At 38.5% G+C, this 16,667-nt stretch carries 11 protein-coding genes and 3 pseudogenes; 5 read left to right on the forward strand and 9 right to left on the reverse strand.

The window, feature by feature from the left end; all coding sequences use genetic code 11:
- Positions 1-5: 5 nt before the first annotated feature.
- The 3 genes from OXPF_RS00365 to OXPF_RS00375 are packed head-to-tail and all read right to left on the reverse strand — an operon-like array spanning position 6 to position 3,517.
- Entirely contained in the window at positions 6-1,733 is a 1,728-nt protein-coding gene (locus OXPF_RS00365; protein WP_054873235.1) for an NADH-dependent [FeFe] hydrogenase, group A6, read from the reverse strand.
- Positions 1,734-1,748: 15 nt separating this feature from the next.
- Positions 1,749-3,035: a complex I 51 kDa subunit family protein gene (locus OXPF_RS00370; RefSeq protein ID WP_054873236.1), complete on the reverse strand. Its 1,287-nt coding sequence runs from the start codon at positions 3,033-3,035 to the stop codon at positions 1,749-1,751.
- A 2-nt stretch (positions 3,036-3,037) separates the two neighbouring features.
- The gene (locus tag OXPF_RS00375; RefSeq protein WP_054873237.1) at positions 3,038-3,517 is read right to left on the reverse strand and encodes an NADH-quinone oxidoreductase subunit NuoE family protein; all 480 of its coding nucleotides are present in this window, start codon (positions 3,515-3,517) and stop codon (positions 3,038-3,040) included.
- A gap of 586 nt (positions 3,518-4,103) precedes the next feature.
- Here OXPF_RS00375 and OXPF_RS00380 point away from each other — a divergent pair.
- Positions 4,104-5,726: a Na/Pi cotransporter family protein gene (locus tag OXPF_RS00380; protein ID WP_054873238.1), complete on the forward strand. Its 1,623-nt coding sequence runs from the start codon at positions 4,104-4,106 to the stop codon at positions 5,724-5,726.
- Here the strand turns inward: OXPF_RS00380 and amrS are convergent.
- The 5 genes from amrS to OXPF_RS00405 all read right to left on the reverse strand — a co-directional run bounded on the left by amrS (position 5,723) and on the right by OXPF_RS00405 (position 13,404).
- Positions 5,723-6,700 carry an AmmeMemoRadiSam system radical SAM enzyme gene (gene amrS / locus OXPF_RS00385; protein ID WP_054873239.1) on the reverse strand — a complete coding sequence of 326 codons (978 nt, stop codon included), beginning with the start codon at positions 6,698-6,700 and terminating at the stop codon, positions 5,723-5,725. The two genes, OXPF_RS00380 and amrS, sit on opposite strands and share 4 nt — an antisense overlap.
- A gap of 9 nt (positions 6,701-6,709) precedes the next feature.
- Positions 6,710-8,122, reverse strand: a complete 1,413-nt coding sequence (amrA, locus tag OXPF_RS00390) for an AmmeMemoRadiSam system protein A (protein WP_054873240.1) — start codon at positions 8,120-8,122, stop codon at positions 6,710-6,712.
- 84 nt (positions 8,123-8,206) lie between these two features.
- On the reverse strand, positions 8,207-8,923 hold the full coding sequence (gene cwlD, locus OXPF_RS00395) for an N-acetylmuramoyl-L-alanine amidase CwlD (protein ID WP_054873241.1): 717 nt from the start codon (positions 8,921-8,923) through the stop codon (positions 8,207-8,209).
- 132 nt (positions 8,924-9,055) lie between these two features.
- Positions 9,056-10,780, reverse strand: coding sequence for a methyl-accepting chemotaxis protein (locus tag OXPF_RS00400; RefSeq protein WP_054873242.1), 1,725 nt, complete (start codon positions 10,778-10,780; stop codon positions 9,056-9,058).
- 32 nt (positions 10,781-10,812) lie between these two features.
- Positions 10,813-13,404 (reverse strand): PAS domain S-box protein, encoded by a 2,592-nt coding sequence (locus OXPF_RS00405; protein ID WP_054873243.1) that lies wholly within the window; start codon positions 13,402-13,404, stop codon positions 10,813-10,815.
- Between the two features lie 787 nt (positions 13,405-14,191).
- Between OXPF_RS00405 and OXPF_RS00410 the strand changes: the two genes are divergently transcribed.
- Positions 14,192-14,791 carry a tyrosine-type recombinase/integrase gene (locus OXPF_RS00410; protein WP_054873244.1) on the forward strand — a complete coding sequence of 200 codons (600 nt, stop codon included), beginning with the start codon at positions 14,192-14,194 and terminating at the stop codon, positions 14,789-14,791.
- 123 nt (positions 14,792-14,914) lie between these two features.
- On the opposite strand, the pseudogene tnpA reads toward OXPF_RS00410, so the two are convergent.
- Positions 14,915-15,216, reverse strand: a pseudogene (gene tnpA / locus OXPF_RS21525) (IS200/IS605 family transposase); the annotation flags it as partial.
- Position 15,217: 1 nt separating this feature from the next.
- On the opposite strand from tnpA, the pseudogene OXPF_RS00415 reads away from it, so the two are divergent.
- The 3 genes and pseudogenes from OXPF_RS00415 to OXPF_RS22930 all read left to right on the forward strand — a co-directional run.
- Positions 15,218-15,739: pseudogene (locus tag OXPF_RS00415) on the forward strand (IS256 family transposase); the annotation flags it as partial.
- 332 nt (positions 15,740-16,071) lie between these two features.
- Positions 16,072-16,332, forward strand: coding sequence for a transposase (locus OXPF_RS22925; RefSeq protein WP_242854282.1), 261 nt, complete (start codon positions 16,072-16,074; stop codon positions 16,330-16,332).
- Positions 16,319-16,667 (forward strand): annotated as a pseudogene (locus OXPF_RS22930) (Mu transposase domain-containing protein); the annotation flags it as partial. The gene OXPF_RS22925 and the pseudogene OXPF_RS22930, both read left to right, overlap by 14 nt.

Consider the following 16,667-nt stretch of genomic DNA (forward strand, 5'->3'; position numbering starts at 1 on the left):
ATATATTATCTTTCCACATATTTTGTATGAAGGAGATGATGGGCTTTATGACTGTTAGGCTCAATAAAATATTCTTCATAAACCCTTTTGACTTCGGGATTTTCATGGGATTTTCTAAATTTGCTGTCCTTGTCAATCTGGTACAAGCCTTGAGCCCTTTTCATTTTAACTTCATCGGTTTTATTTTTATCCATTATTATGGGCTGGCCGCCTCCGTTTATGCATCCTCCTGGACATGCCATGACTTCTATAAAGTGATAATTTGACTCACCGCTTCTTATTCTGTCTAAAAGCTTTGCTGCATTTCCCGTTCCGTGAGCTACGGCAACCTTTACATCCATCCCGTTGATATTTACGGATGCCTCTTTAATGCCCTCAAGCCCCCTTACAGGTGTATATTCAATATTCTTTAAATCTTCTCCTGTTAAAACATCAGCTACAGTCCTTAAAGCTGCCTCCATAACACCGCCGGTGGTTCCGAATATAACTGCCGCTCCCGTGGAATCTCCAAGTATGCTGTCATATTTGCCGTCATTTAAATTTACAAAATCCATTCTTGACTGCTTAATCATTTTTGCCAGCTCTCTTGTAGTCAGTACGGCGTCTACGTCTCTTAAATCATCAACCTGCATTTCTTCTCTTTTAGCCTCATACTTCTTTGCGGTACAGGGCATGATCGAAACCACAAATATCTTTTCAGGATCCACCCCTGCCTTTTGTGCATAGTAGGATTTTGCAACGGCCCCAAACATCTGCTGGGGAGATTTGCAGCTTGATAAATTATCCAGAAAGTCATGATAATTGTGCTCACAGAATTTAATCCAACCCGGTGAACAGGAGGTTATAAGGGGAAGTTTGCCTCCGTTCTTGACCCTGTTTAAAAGCTCTGTTCCCTCCTCCAATATGGTAAGGTCGGCGGTGAAATTGGTATCGAATACCTTATCAAACCCCAATCTCTTAAGTGCCGTTACCATTTTGCCTTCAACGTTTGTGCCTACCGGCAGTCCGAATTCTTCTCCCAATGCGACTCTTACGGCCGGAGCTGTCTGGACTACAACATGAAGGTCGGGGTTTTCCAGCGCATCCCATACTGCATCTGTGTCATCCTTCTCCTTTAATGCACCCACAGGGCAGAATTTTATGCATTGTCCGCAATTGATGCAGTCAAGCTCTGTCAGATCATGATTAAAAGGCGTTGTAACTGTAGTTTCATAACTTCTATTTGCGAAGCTTATAACTCCGACATTTTGAATCTTTTCGCAAACCGATATACACCTTCCGCAAAGTATGCATTTTGACTGGTCTCTTACTATTGAAGGTGACAGCTGAACCTTTTGTTCCGCCGCTTCCATCCTTGGAAAATCAGGTGTTTCAATCCCCATTTCTTTGCTTAATTTTTGAAGCTCGCAGCTTAAATTTCTCTCACAGCTTAGACACTCCCTGTTGTGGTTTGAAAGTAAAAGCTCTAAAATGACTTTTCTAGTATCTCTTACCTGCCTTGAATTTGTCCTTATGACCATGCCCTCGGAAACCTTTGTAACGCAGGAAGGCTGAAGCTTCTTTGAACCTTCCACTTCCACAACGCACATCCTGCAGGAGCCTACCTCATTTATCTCCTTCAGAAAGCAGAGGGTGGGTATATCAATGTTGAATTGCCTTGCAGCTTCCAATATGGTGGTTCCTTTAGCAACCAATATATCATTACCATCTATTTTAAGATTAATCATATCCATTGAATGTACTCCTCCTTATTCCCTATTCATTGGGCAAATGCCCGCTCTGCAATTTCCTTCTGCATGTTCTTCAAACTCCTCTTTAAAATGCTTCAAGAGAGAATTTACAGGCTGTATTACACTTTCTCCCAGTCCGCAGAACGCAGCACTCTTCATTGCTTTTACGATGGTCTTAATCTTTTCAATATCTGCTTTTGTTCCATGGCCTGAAGATAGCTTCTCCAATAGATGAAGAATCCTCAAATTTCCTTCCCTGCAAGGCGTGCATTTACCGCAGGACTCATGGACAAAGAATTCCATTATAACCTTTAATATATCAACAGGGCAGTTTGTTTCATCCACGACCAATATAGCCCCTGAGCCTAAGGTCATTCCATTCTTTTTAAGTTCGGTATAATCAAGTCTTGTATCAAGCTTAGACTCAGGAAAACAGGCACCGCTGTTTCCGCCCATTTGAACAAATTTTACTTTCTTGCCATTTGGAACTCCTCCGCCCAGATCTTCGATAACCTCTCTTATGGTCATACCAAAGGGCACTTCAAATACTTTTTTATTGGTAATATTGCCGGCTAAGGATACAAGCTTTGTACCTCCGCTTCTTTCATAGCCAAGTGCCGCATAATTTTCTCCGCCTTCATTTACTATATAGGGTATATTGCTGAAGGTTTCAACATTGTTCAAAAGGGTAGGCCTCATATAAAGCCCTTGATTTTTAAGGTAGGGCGGCTTCATCCTGGGCCTTCCGGACTTGCCTTCTATGGATTCTACCAGGGCGGTATTTTCTCCGCATACATAGGCTCCCGCACCTGATATGACCTCTAGGTCAAAGTTCATATCCGTACCTAAAATCTTTTCTCCCAAAAACCTTGCTGCCTTCGCGTTTTCTATAGCGTCCTTTACAATCCTTTGTATTGCCGAATACTCTCCCCGTATATAAATATACCCCTTCTCAATTTTGTGTACAAAAGCTGCAATCGTCATGCCTTCTATCATAATCAGGGGATTTCCTTCAAGTATGAACCTGTCCTTATAGGTTCCGGGCTCGCCTTCGTCTCCGTTGCATACCATATATTTAGGATAGTTTGGATTAGATATCCCTTGCTCCCAGCCTATTCCCGTAGGATATGCAGCTCCCCCTCTTCCCATAAGGTTTGACTTTTTAACTTCTTCCACTATGGTTAAAGGCTCCATGTTCATGGCTTTTTTGAGGGCAGTATAGCCTCCCATTTTTACATAGTCTTCAACAGAATCCGGCCTTATTTTCCCTACCATTGAACTTAATACTTCAACATTTTTCTTCATAATTACTGCACCTCCCTGTAGGAATCCAAAAGCTCCTTAAGCTTCTCTTCATTGAGATTTCCATAAACCTTTTCACCGATTTTTATCGCAGGTGCTATATCACATGCTCCAAAACAGCTTGTGGTATTCAGTGAAAAAACATTATCCTCGGTAGTCTCACCTATTTTTACGCCTAAAGCTTTTTCGAGCATATCCACAAGGCTATTGGCTCCGCTTACGTGGCAGGGGGCACTCTTGCAAATTTCTATGACATATTTGCCTTTAGGCTTAAGATTGAACATGGCGTAAAATGATATGGTTTCATACACCTTGCTGAAAGAATAGTCGAGTTCCTGTGCCGCATACCTGACCCATTCTTCCGGAAGATAATTAAATTCATTGCAAGACTGCAAGTCCAGCATTATTTGAATAAGCTTATCTTTTGATTTGCCATGCTTCTCGATTATGGCCTGCACTTTTTCAAGCTCCGATGTTTTACTCACTTTATACTCTCCCTCCAGTTCTTTCTTCCACAAATTTTATAATAAATTATGATAAATTATTAACGATTCCTAGCATTTAATTCCCCCTTAATTGATTGCAGATTATTAACAGTCTAAAAATAGTTTTATAGGTGCAAAGCCTTGGAGTATAACAGATTAGTCAGTTTTAGTCCATCACTTTACGGTGCCTCAGAAAAGATAATTTAAATAAAAATATGAGTAGATACGGTTTTTAATAATGACATTTATAAATGCAAAACTCATTAATCCTTGTTAATTATACAACAATCTGGAATAAATAGCAACTTACCAGGTCTTTATAACATGTTATTAAATTGTTATTATTATTACTATTTTGCCGGGTGTGAAAACCGCTGTTTTTTTTATTAAGTTTTTTTAAATTTCTTAACATATATTTAACATACTCGTGTTAACATACATATGGTTATGAATAATTTATTAATAAAGTTTTTGCATTTACACAAAATACTGATATTGATTTTTAATTGATTTTGTAGAATTAAGTATGTTGTAAATGCAATTTCTTTGGGGAAATTTAAACTAAACATGAATTTGGGGGAGAAGTATGGATTATAAAATGCTATTCAGCTTGATCGGCGGACTGGGACTCTTTATCTTCGGCATGAAACTTATGAGTGACGGTTTGCAGAAAGTAGCCGGCGACAAGTTAAAGAAGCTTCTCGAAATACTTACAAACAACAGGATAATGGGGATACTGGTAGGTACAGTGGTAACTTCCATAATACAAAGCAGCAGTGCGACAACGGTTATGGTAATAGGCTTTGTCAATGCCGGGCTTATGACTTTAACCCAGGCAGCAGGAGTGATAATGGGCGCTAATATAGGCACCACCATGACTGCCCAGTTAATCGCTTTTAAATTGACTACCATCGCCCCTGTTATAGTGGGTATTGGAGTTGCTATGAATCTTTTCGGCAAAAAGAAAAGGACCAAGCAGTATGGAGAAATTTTACTTGGGTTCGGTATACTTTTTATGGGTATGCAGACGATGGAAGTGGCAATGAAGCCTTTGGTGGCAGTCAAAGAATTTCAGGACCTCATTCTTACTCTTGGCAAACATCCTTTGCTCGGTGTGGTGGTAGGTATGGGAATGACTGCCGTAGTGCAAAGCAGCAGCGCGACAATCGGAATATTAATGGCTATTGCATCAACGGGAGCCATCGATATAAATGTAACTTTGCCCATACTTTTCGGGGATAACATAGGAACCTGTGCGACAGCACTTTTAGCAAGTATAAGTGCCAATAAAACAGCTAAAAAAGCAGCACTCCTTCATCTTACATTTAATATTATAGGAACCGTAGTTTTCATGATTCTACTCGTCCCTGTAAAGGAACTTATCGGATTAATAGCACAGGCAACAGGCACCGTTGGAGATGTTCAGAGGGATATAGCCAATGCACATACTCTGTTTAATCTTACAAATACCATAATCCAGACACCTTTTATAGCTTTCTTGGTGGCATTTGTGAATAAGCTGATACCCGGCACTGATGACGTTGAAGTTATGTCCTTAAAATATCTCGATGAGAGAATTATAGAGACTCCGGCAATAGCAGTAGGCCAGACAGTAAAAGAAGTGGTCAGGATGGGCAACGTGGCATCGGAAAATATAAAAATTGCAATGGATTCGTTTTTTAATGAAAATGAAAATATGGTTAATGTGGTTTATGAAAAAGAAGATCTTATAAATTTCCTTGAAAGAGAAATAACATCTTATCTTGTGAAGCTGTCACAGAAGCCTTTATCGGAAGAGCAATCGGAAATAGTTACATCTTTATTTCATACCGTAAACGACATAGAAAGAATAGGAGACCATGCTGAAAATCTGGCTGAATATGCCATGTACAGAATCGACAGCAAACTTAAATTTTCAGATACGGCCATAGAACAGCTAAAAACCATGTCACAGAAGGTTTATCAGTCCTCCGTTAGCTCCATAAAAGCATTGGATACCGGAGATGTTGAAAATGCTATGTCGGTAATAGTTGCCGAGAATGATATCGACACCATGGAAAAGAATTTTAGAAAAGAGCATATAGACAGGCTGAACCAGGGCGTATGCACTCCAGCCAGCGGGACTGTATTCCTTGATATAATAAGCAACCTTGAAAGAATTGCCGACCATGCCAACAATATAGCCCAGGCTGTAACCAACAGAGTTTAATATATAATATTTATAGATTCACTGCAGTTTTTGCATTTACCTTTATAAATACCTTCAACAGTAACATTAGACCCTCTTTTTACAAGAGGGTTTTTGCATTTGGGGCAATATGTAGTATTGTCTTTATCTGCAACATTTCCTAAATATACATAATTCAAATGCTTTTTAGCCTCGTCATATAACATTTTTAAGGTATTTAAGGGTGTCGGCGGGTTATCAAGCTTATAATTGGGGAAATATCTTGAAAGGTGAAGAGGAATATTTTTATCAATGGATGAAAGCCAAAGGGATAATTCCCTTATCTCATCTATCGTATCGTTCAGATCAGTCACAACGAGGGTTGTAACCTCTATATGACATTGGGACGCCGCTTTTTCTACCGTTCTTTTAACAGGCTCTAAAATTCCTTTACATATATCCTTATAAAATTTGCCGGTAAATCCCTTAACGTCTATGTTCATAGCATCAATTAAGTGAAGCATTTCATTTAAAGGCTCCTCATTTACATAGCCGTTTGTTACCAATACATATTTAAGGCCTTTTTTCTTGCACAGCTTTGCAATTTCATATATATATTCATACCATATGAAGGGCTCGTTATATGTAAAAGCAATACCTAGGCTTTCCTGCTTAATTGCAATATCAACCAATCTTTCACCGGTGATTTCCTGTGTATCTGCATCATCCTGAGCTATATGCCAGTTTTGACAAAAGCTGCATTTTAAATTGCAGCCAAGGGTTCCTGCCGACAATATCTTAGTTCCGGGATAAAAATGATATAGAGGCTTCTTCTCGATCGGGTCAAGGGCTAATGCAGCTATACGGTTATAATTTAATGTATATAATGTACCTCCTGTGTTTTTACGAGTGCGGCAGCTTCCTAAATTGGCATTTTCAATAACGCAATAATTTGGACATAGATTACATTTAACCAAATTATCCTTAAGCTTTTTATAAAATCCTGCTTCTTTCATTTATACCACCTAAAAATGCCTATAAACTGCAAACTTTTCTATTTTATAATCCTCATTATTTCTTATTCCTGCCTTATTTAAAGCTATATTTAATTGCTCGTCGACGGTATTGACCCCCTCAAGGTTAGGAAGCAGCAAGCCTCTTTTGCTCCCCTTGCTTACAATTACACCGTAGCGTACAGGGTCTAATTCTTTTATGTTTTTTACCGGATGTGTCTCTCCTAACACGTCTACAGAAAACACAAGCTCATCCAGCTCATCTTCCTCCACCTCATAAAATCTCATGTCCCTCGTGCCTGCCGATACTGCATTTTGGATAATTTCCCGGGCAATATTCTCATGTACACCTTCTATGGTGCCTATGCAGCCTCTCAGCATGCCATCCTTCTTGATTGATACAAATACCCCTGCTTTTTTTATCAGCAGCTCATCAGATGTGCTATCCGGTATATCCATAAACTTTCCCGTTTTTATATAATGAGTAAGGCTCTCTCTTGCCAGCCTTACATATTCATCTTCCTTGGCTCTTAAATTCTTTGTAATGTCTTTTTTCCTGCCATAATAATAGTCTATCCTATCTTTATGGCTGTTTTTGTTACATAAACTGTATGCAGCAACACAATAACCAACCCCGAAGGTTCCCTCATAGGATAGTACTTCTCCATTAATATCCATACCGTCAAGAGAGCCTAGAGCTGTTATAATTGAAGGGTAAGCGCATTCAGCAGCCATTTCTATCAAAGCTTTATCAATATCCATTATTTTATCGATATCAGCGCCTCTTAATAAATCAACTATAGTGCTGTCATATTCTTCACCCTTGGGGTGGTATCCTGCAGGCGCCTGTATATTGAGCCTATGGGATAAATCTCCGCTGCAGATCAAAACGGCATCCGAAGCCACTTCCTCTATTGACTCTCTAATTAATCTGCCGAAGTGATACAGCTTTTCATTGCCAAGCCTTCCATAGGTGATATAAACCATTTTATAGTCCCTGTATCTATTATTTACAAAGTACAAGGGAACCATAGCACCATGGTCAAGCTTTGATGATATTCCATACCTTTTAGAAGCCTCAGAATCAATAGGAGCTACAGGCAAGCTTTGGGCGGCTGCCTTTCGCATTATTAAATTGGAAAGCCTTACGTCAGTCTCAAGCTTAAAGGAAACTTCCGGAGCTCCAAATTGCCCGAAATCTCCGTACAAGAATTTTTCTATGCTTATTGACATGGCATCCCCAAAGGCCGGACTATGAGGAGGTGTAATTACAATAATCACACCTGGAGATAAGTTCCCTATTTCTTCTGCAACATAATTCATCGCATTTATTGTGCTTTGAACTCCCGCTTCTCGCCCTAATCCAACCTCATGAACGATGATGGGAGGATGGGGAGTAATATAAGTCTTTAAAAGTTTACCCAATTTTTATCACCTTTTTATTATTGTTTTATAAGCCTCATATATAATCATTATATCATTTTATCAAGTTGATAAATGCTATAATCCTTAACCTTCACCGGGTATAACATCGGGAATAGGCTCGCTGAAATATCTAAGGAGGCCTATGTATATGCTCCATGCTATTTTTTCCTGATACCAGCCCTGGCCTAAGAGCTTTTCCTCAGCGGCATTGGATAAAAATCCGCATTCTATCAATACCGAGGGGATGCCATTATCCTTAATGATAAAATAAGTATCGTTGCTCTTTTCTACTCTGTCATTGTTTTTATCCAATACCCTTCTCAGCTCCTGCTGCATAACTCTTGCCAGCCACTGGCTTGACTTTGGCCCTTTGGGGTAAAAGACCTGGGCGCCATGATATTTCCCTTCAGGAAAGCTGTTTAGGTGTATGCTTATAAATACATCTGCACTGCTGTCTAGAATTATTTTTTTTCTGTTTTGCATATCCTCTCTCTTTTTATTCCTGCTCTCCTCAGAGTAAAGGCCTTCGTCTTCTTCCCTGATCATAATTACAGTGCCGCCGCTTTCTTCAATGTAAGCCTTAAGCTTTTTAGCAATTAAAAGATTTATATCTTTCTCTTCAAGTCCTGCCTTACCCGAGGCCCCTGCATCCCGGCCTCCATGTCCGGCATCTATAACCACAATCTTGTTTCCCACGGGAATGGTTGAAGCATTCTTAACATCACCAAATAATATGTTCAGTATAATTATTAGCATTGATATAATAATTAAACCCAGTACTTTTTTAAGTGTGCCGCTCATCGATACCTCCAAAAATATTTTTGCTATTTATATGAATATTCAAAGGAGGAGATATCAATTACAAATAAGAAAAATTTATAGGTTACCGGTTAAACTATCGAATTTACTTATTTTTTTCTATAGGCATACCATTTATATTTTGAACTTTGTTACAAGTAAACTTAATTTCTCCGCCATTTCAGCCTGTAGCTGCGATGTTTTAGCTATTCCTTCCAGAGCTGATGCTGTTTCCTCAGCATTATTACTGATTTCCTGGGAAGAGGCTGTAGCTTCTTCTATAGCTGCCGCTACTCCACAGATGGCATTATTGGCTTCCCCAATGGATTCGGCGATATTTGAAGCAGCGATTGCAAATTCGTCAGTCAGAGTTTTAACAAACTGTGCATCCTGCGCATACTGTCTCCCGGTTTTCTCCAGCATATCGTAATCCGGGGTCACTTTATCGTCAATAAATTTTAAGAGTTCCTCCGAATTGGTCATGAGCTTATTAACGGCTGTCTTTACTCTCTGGATAACATTTTGGATGTTTCCTGCTGTCTGTGCCGAATATTCAGCAAGTTTACGAACTTCTTCCGCTACCACAGCAAACCCTTTTCCCTGATCACCTGCCCTGGCCGCTTCAATAGCTGCATTAAGTGCCAGCAGATTGGTTTGGCCAGCGATTTCAGCGATTACGTCAGTCATTTTAGCAATTTCTTCAACTACCACTGCATCTTCTATGGATTTCTTTATTTCCTGATGTTTTGAATTGTAAATAGCCTGAGCTGACTGTTTTGAGACTTTAGCCGTTCCTTGTATCTCCTCTGCTCTCTTTTCAATTTCTTCAACCTTTACATTTCCGTCCCTTGCCTTTACTTCAAGTTCTTTAGCTCCATTTTGGATTTCCATGCTGGAGGCTGTCACTTCTTCAACGGAAGCGCTGGTCTCTTCCATCCCTGCGGCAATTTGCTCTACAGAGCTCGTTATGTTTTGTCCCTGGGCACTTACTTCTTCAACTGCAGCGGAAAGCTCCTGGCTTGCCGCACTGGTTTCAGCAATCGAGTTGATTACTTCTTTTAACAAAGCCCGTATTTTAGCATTCATTTCATTAAAAGCATGGGCTAATTGCCCTAACTCGTCTTTCCGGAGTAAAAAACTTTCCGGCACCGCCCTTGTAAAATCCCCCTTTGACATAGCATGGGCGTGGTCCACAGCTGCCCTGACAGGCGCAGATATAGAGCCGGCAATAAAATATCCTAACAATAGAGACAAAATAAATGCAGCTGCAATGAACGCTATTGTTGCAGTTGCTGCCCTTTCAGCTGAGTCGGCATTACTTTGGGCTGTTTCATCTGCTGCGGATATTTTTATTTCCATCATTCTTCTGTAACTCTTTTCCATATCTTCCCTTATTTTTTCACCTTCGCCATACAATAGAAGAATCGCTTCTTCCCTATTATTTTCTTTTTTGAGACGTACAACGTCCTGCATGATTTTATCAAATTTTTCTTTTTGCCCAAACAACTCTTGAGTCAATTGCTTTCCTTCTTCGGTAAGTAAAGTTCCTTGAAAACTCTTCAGATTTTCTTCAAACTCCTGATTTCTTTCTGATATGCTTTTTTCATAATCATTTATCTTTACAGGGTCATCGGTTAATAATATGTCTTTCATATTTCCTCTCATCCTTTGGTATGATTCAGCAAAAACTACCATTTCACTTAAAGGAACAGTAATGGTTTCATACATCTTAGTATCCAGATTTGATATCGTTTTAATATTATAAAGTCCAATGCTCCCTAAAATCAAAGTGATAAATGCTACTATTAAAAAACCTGAGATAAGTTTGGTACGAATTTTAAAATTATTATACAATTTCATTGCCGTTTTCTCCCTTTTAATCAGCTTTATTTTTAATCTTTTTTATCCGATACTTCTGGCGTTTCTTTCCTATATAATTGTAGGAATACTTTTACTACCTTGGGATCAAATTGGCTTCCTGAGTTTCTTTTTATTTCTTCAATTGCTTTCATCCTGCTAATAGCCTTGCGGTACGTACGATTACTGCTCATTGCATCAAATGCGTCGGCCACTGCCAGAACACGGCAGAGCAGGGGAATTTCTTCTGCTTTTAATCCTCTGGGATATCCCTGCCCGTCCCATCGTTCGTGATGATAAAGTATGTACTCTGCTATTGTTGAAAGCTCCGGAGTATTTTGAGCGATGCGATAACCTATTTCAGGATGCTTTTTCAGTTCTTCCCACTCTTCAGTTGTCAAAGGTCCCAGCTTTTGCAATATGTTTTCGTTTATACCTACTTTGCCTATATCATGCAGCACTGCCAGAAGGGACAATTCATCCTGCTCCTTGATAGAAAACCCCATCTCTTTGCCTATTGCCAGGCAGTAGCTTTTCAACCGCTCTGCGTGTTCCTCCGTTTCCATGCTCTTAGCAAATAGGGTGGCGAGAAGAGTGCTGACCAGGGCATTGCGGTAACTTTTGCCTTCCATAAGCTTCTGCCGGTACATCCTTTCCTCTGCTTCTTTTATAACATGATCCAATCTTTCAGAGGCCTCTCTTTTTACAGCATAACCCATGGCTATGCTTAATTGAGTCTTGATGCTTTTGATTTCCGGACATTTATTTTTAATCCTCTCAATGATACCCTCTGCAATTTCATTTGTAGTTTTGGGTAAAATAATAAGAAACTCATCCCCTCCCCAGCGCGATATAACATCATCTTTTCTGCAGTTTTCTTTTAATATACCTGCTGCTTTTTTTAAAAGCCTGTCCCCTTCTTCGTGACCAAAGACGTCGTTGGCTAATTTCAACCCGTTGACATCTGCCATTATTACTGCAAGAGGCAGATCTTGGGATGCTTCCAGCTTTTTCATATGTTCTTCAATGAACCTTCGATTATGAAGACCGGTAAGGGAATCATGGTAGCTAAGATCAAGAATTTTCTTCTGCCAGATCTTTTCACTTGTGACATCACGGAAAACCATTATGACTCCAAGTATATGCCCTTTTTCATTCTTTATCGGAGCAGCGCTGTCTGCTATTGGCTTCATATGGCCGTCTTTAGCGATCAATATAGTATGATTAGCCAGACCGATGATTTTTCCCGTCTTAAGGACTTTTAATATAGGGTCTTCAACTTTTTTACCTGTATCTTCACTGATAAGTTCAAAGACTTCTTCAAATGGCCTGCCTCTTGCTTCTTCTTCCCGCCAGCCTGTGATTTCTTCCGCAACTTTATTAAGTACGGTCACTCTGCCTTTCTCATCGGTGGTAACAACCCCATCGCCAATTGAAAGCAAAGCAGTTTTAAGCAGCTCTTTCTCCCAGTACAGCTCTTCCTTATATTTTTCTCTGTCAGAAACATCAAAAATTATTGAAAAAAGCAATTTTTCTCCGCTATGAGTTATAGGGCAGGAATAAACATCCACCATTTTTGTTTCACCGCTTTTTAGCCTATGAGGAAAGAGAAAATATCTCTGTTTTTCACGTAAAGCTATAAGTCGTCTTTTTTCAACCTCTTCTTCTGATAATACGTTTATGTCCTGAATATAAATGTCTAAAATTTCTTCCTTCGTATATCCATAAAAAGCACATGCAGCCGGATTGGCATCCACAATCTTGCCGGACACCGGCTCAATGAGCAGCATTATGGCAGTATGCTCATTGAACATAGCCTGTAAACGGTTAAAAAGCTCCTTCCTTTCTTCTTCCGCATGTTTTTGAATGGTAATGTCTTTCCGGGAGCCTATCAGATTTTTAACTACTCCGTTTTCTATTGCCGGTGTCATAGTTGTTAACCAGGTTCTTACCCCGGCAGGAAAAGGCAATGTTTCTTCGTAAGTTATTGGAGATCTGGTGTCTACGCATCTTTGATAACCTGATATAAGAATTTTCCCGATTTCTTCTCCTGTTACTTCAAAAGGAGTTTTATCCCTTATATCTTCAAGACTATATCCTGCCAATTTTTGATGTGCAGCGTTATTTCTTATATATCTGAATTCATCATTCTCAAACCTGACCAGAAACATTGCGTCCTGAGTACTGTTAAATACCATCTCCAGTTCAGCAGCCAATTCTTTATTTCTTTGCTCCTGTTTTTCCAGGGCTTTTATCCGCTCTATTTCCGGAGTGATTTCCAAAAAAAATATAATAATATATCCTTTTTGCGGAGCAGAAACTATTATTTTGTAACAGCGGCTCATGAAGTCCATATATCCTGTAAATTCTTGTCCTTCACTGCATAAAGCAATTTTGCCGTAAAAATCTGTCCAGTCAAAGCTGTTATTTGTAATTCCAGGTAAGACTTCCATTGCTTTTTTTCCTGCGATCGTTCCTTTTTTCAATCCAGTCATTTCTTCAAAAGCAGAATTGACATCTAAAAAGATATAGTCATCCGGAATCCCCTCCCTGTTGTAAACTACTTTATGATAAGCATAACTAATGGGCGCTTTTTGCATGATTTCCGGCATTATTATCTCTTTCATACTATCCCCCTTATATGCTCTCCAATCCTAGACATCAAGTCCATTATTGGGTAACTTTTTACGCATTATAATAATTTACTTTCTCAATCCATCTTTAAGTTCCCCGTTAAAATTTACAGAGAGCATTTTTAAATAAGAAATTCTTTTCTTTATGCTTCGCAAGCCCCCCTCTTGACCTCTTTTAATTTTTTTCTGCCGTATATATAAAAACAGGCTGCTATGTCATTAATAGGCTGCCTGTTCAAAAAATACATATTGGTTTTCTATTATTTGAATGGCAATGCAACCACCCATGGCAATAAATGCTTTAGATCAGCAGCTTTGCATCACTACATTTTAGTAATTTACCTTTATAGATTTTAAACAATACCTTCTATTGCACCATGCTTATCTTGGTGACTATCTGAATCATTGAGTTTTATATTTTAAAAATTGCATTATGGCATCCGCAAAATTTTAAATTTGCGTTTACATTGATTTATGAATATAAGACAATTTGTTGTTCTATTTTTTTATCTTTGACATCCAGACTATTAAACTGTATTATTGATTAGAACAATATAAATATTTTGTCCAAAACTTCCATAAAATCATCTCTTTAAGCATTATTTTGTTTGATAAAAATCATAAATACTCGCCAAATATTCTTACATAATAACCAAAAATTTGTCATAATTAGCATTAATTAATATATTTTGTTAAGAAAAGTTGGTTTTTTTGTTATATTATGTTATAATTTATTGGACAAAATATTTATATTGTTCAATTCTTATGACGGAGGAATTAAATGGCAAAAAAAACTGATAATAAAATGAAATATCTAACACAACAGGAAGCTAAAAACCTTTTTAATGCTATTAAAAGTTATGGAAGTATACACTCTGCCAGAGATTTAGCAATTTTTAGAGTTGCGTATAGATGTGGTCTAAGAGCATCGGAAATAGCTCTGATAAGGCTGCAGGATTACAATTTTTTAAAAGGAGAACTTTATTGTAAAAGACTCAAAGGCAGCTGCAATAATACAATAAAGCTTGACGCCAAAACAAAGTCTGTATTGGATGTTTATATAACTGAAAATAATATAACATCTAATTTTGAATTTATTTTTAAAAGCCAGAAAGACAAACCCATTTCCAGGCAAACCCTTGATTATCTGATGAAAAAATACTGCTCTCTGGCTAATATCGATGATAGAAGCAAACATCACTTTCATTCACTAAAGCATACTACCGCCGTTCACCTGGCTGAATCCGATATGGATATTAAAGAACTCCAGTGGTGGCTTGGGCATAAATCTGTTTCGAACACTGAAATTTATTTTCAATTTACTACAAAACAGCAAGAGAAAATGTATTCAAAACTTGAGGAAAAGAGTGAAATGGTCTGATCTTGACTCAAATAAATAAATATCCCCCGGCATAGCCGGGGGTTTTTCATTGGCGGGCATAGACCTTTATTATTAGCCACGCCTAAATGGCGTTAGCACGATCTGCCACATGCGATGAGCTTGTTACTTGCTACCCGTAAACGGGTCCTGAGCTTCCATTGTAAGTTGCTCCCCTAATTGATCCTCTTTTAATTGCTTTTGTATATATTCTTTTATTTTCTTAGCATCCTTCCAGCGGTGTCAACGTAATAACCCCTGCACCAAAATTCTCTGTTTCGATACTTATATTTCAGACTACTCCATTTCTCATAAATCATCAAACTGCTTTTCCCTTTTAGAAATCCCATAAAACTCGATACGCTTATCTTTGGGGGGATTTCTAATAACATATGTATATGATCTGGACATACTTCTGCTTCAATGATAGTAGATGGATTAACCGGGTTTGGTGAGGCAATTAAAGCAGCATTTCCTAAAACCGTAATACAACGCTGTATAGTGCATCAGATAAGGAATTCAACAAAGTACGTATCATATAAGCATCTAAAAGAGTTTACAAGAGACTTAAAAAGTATATATACTGCTGCAACTGAGAATGAGGCACTTATGGAACTCGACAGGCTTGACACCAAATGGGGAGATAAGTATTCAATAGCTCTAAAGTCATGGAGGAACAACTGGGATGAACTCTCTACCTTTTTCCAATATCCTCAGGAAGTAAGGACTTTAATATATACTACAAACACAATAGAAAGTTACAACAGACAGCCGCACAAGGTTACAAAATCTAGAGCGGTATTTCCTACAGACGAATCTCTTTTAAAGATGTTGTATCTTGCCACAGTTGACATAACCAAGAAATGGACCCAATCCATAAGAAACTGGGCTATGGTTCTTGCTCAATTATCAATATACTTTAAGGATAGAATAAATGAAGGCATTTTTTAAAATTACATTAGGACAGGCTTAGATAAGCAAATATCATGCTGTAAAATTATTGTATATCAGTTAAAAACAAGGGGGTAAGCAGCACTCTCTGCCACCCTCCTTGTTTAATATAAATCTATCACTTATATTTTTTTAATTGAGTTTACACATTTTACTTGACACATTCATTATATTGAGTATTCCGGAGCAGATGACATCACCTGTCCGGTAGTTGGAAATCAACATTCCGACACATAGAAAATCAGCTTTCCGGTTATCGGAAATCATATAGGACAGCCTTATAATGTATTTATGCATCGAAAGATGTAAATACATTTAGGTAGGTCACGTCTATGACCAAATACCGAGAAATCCTTAGGCTACATAGTCTTGGATTTACACAACGCAACATCATGCAAAGCTGCGGTGTTGCACAAAAAACAGTTGTGAGAGTCTTACGTCGTGCTAATGAATTAACCATTACATGGCCACTTGACGAAACCATCACAGATGCTGTTTTAGAAGGGATGATGTTTCCCAAAGCAGACAAAGACATCAGCACTAAAAGAAAGCCAGACTTTGTCTACATCCATAAGGAACTCCTTAAAAAATGAACAGTTCTTTTCCCTTGCAGAATTAAATGCTGCAATTCGAGTAAAGCTGGAAGAATTCAATGCTAAACTTTTTCAAAAGAAAGAGGGTAGCCGGTTGGAACTCTTCCGCGGCGAAGAACTGCCATTGCTGACACCTTTACCTGCTACCCCATACGAACTGGCAGATTGGAAACAAGCCACCGTTCAGTTCAATTATCACATATCCGTTGACGGAATGCTATACTCCGTTCCTTATGAGTACATCAAACGTAAGGTTGATGTGAGGATAACAGATAAAACCATTGAAGTTTTCTACAACCACAACCGCATTGCTTCCCATCGGCGACTTTATGGTC

It is taken from the genome of Oxobacter pfennigii (assembly GCF_001317355.1).
GTDB lineage: Bacteria > Bacillota > Clostridia > Clostridiales > Oxobacteraceae > Oxobacter > Oxobacter pfennigii.

Bases quoted from the DNA above. Each gene is read 5' to 3' on its own strand.
- OXPF_RS00365 (WP_054873235.1), bottom strand. From the start codon at position 1,733: ATGGATATGATTAATCTTAAAATAGATGGTAATGATATATTGGTTGCT.
- OXPF_RS00370 (WP_054873236.1), bottom strand. From the start codon at position 3,035: ATGAAGAAAAATGTTGAAGTATTAAGTTCAATGGTAGGGAAAATAAGG.
- OXPF_RS00380 (WP_054873238.1), top strand. From the start codon at position 4,104: ATGGATTATAAAATGCTATTCAGCTTGATCGGCGGACTGGGACTCTTT.
- amrS (WP_054873239.1), bottom strand. From the start codon at position 6,700: ATGAAAGAAGCAGGATTTTATAAAAAGCTTAAGGATAATTTGGTTAAA.
- cwlD (WP_054873241.1), bottom strand. From the start codon at position 8,923: ATGAGCGGCACACTTAAAAAAGTACTGGGTTTAATTATTATATCAATG.
- OXPF_RS00400 (WP_054873242.1), bottom strand. From the start codon at position 10,780: ATGAAATTGTATAATAATTTTAAAATTCGTACCAAACTTATCTCAGGT.
- OXPF_RS00405 (WP_054873243.1), bottom strand. From the start codon at position 13,404: ATGAAAGAGATAATAATGCCGGAAATCATGCAAAAAGCGCCCATTAGT.
- OXPF_RS00410 (WP_054873244.1), top strand. From the start codon at position 14,192: ATGGCAAAAAAAACTGATAATAAAATGAAATATCTAACACAACAGGAA.
- OXPF_RS22925 (WP_242854282.1), top strand. From the start codon at position 16,072: ATGACCAAATACCGAGAAATCCTTAGGCTACATAGTCTTGGATTTACA.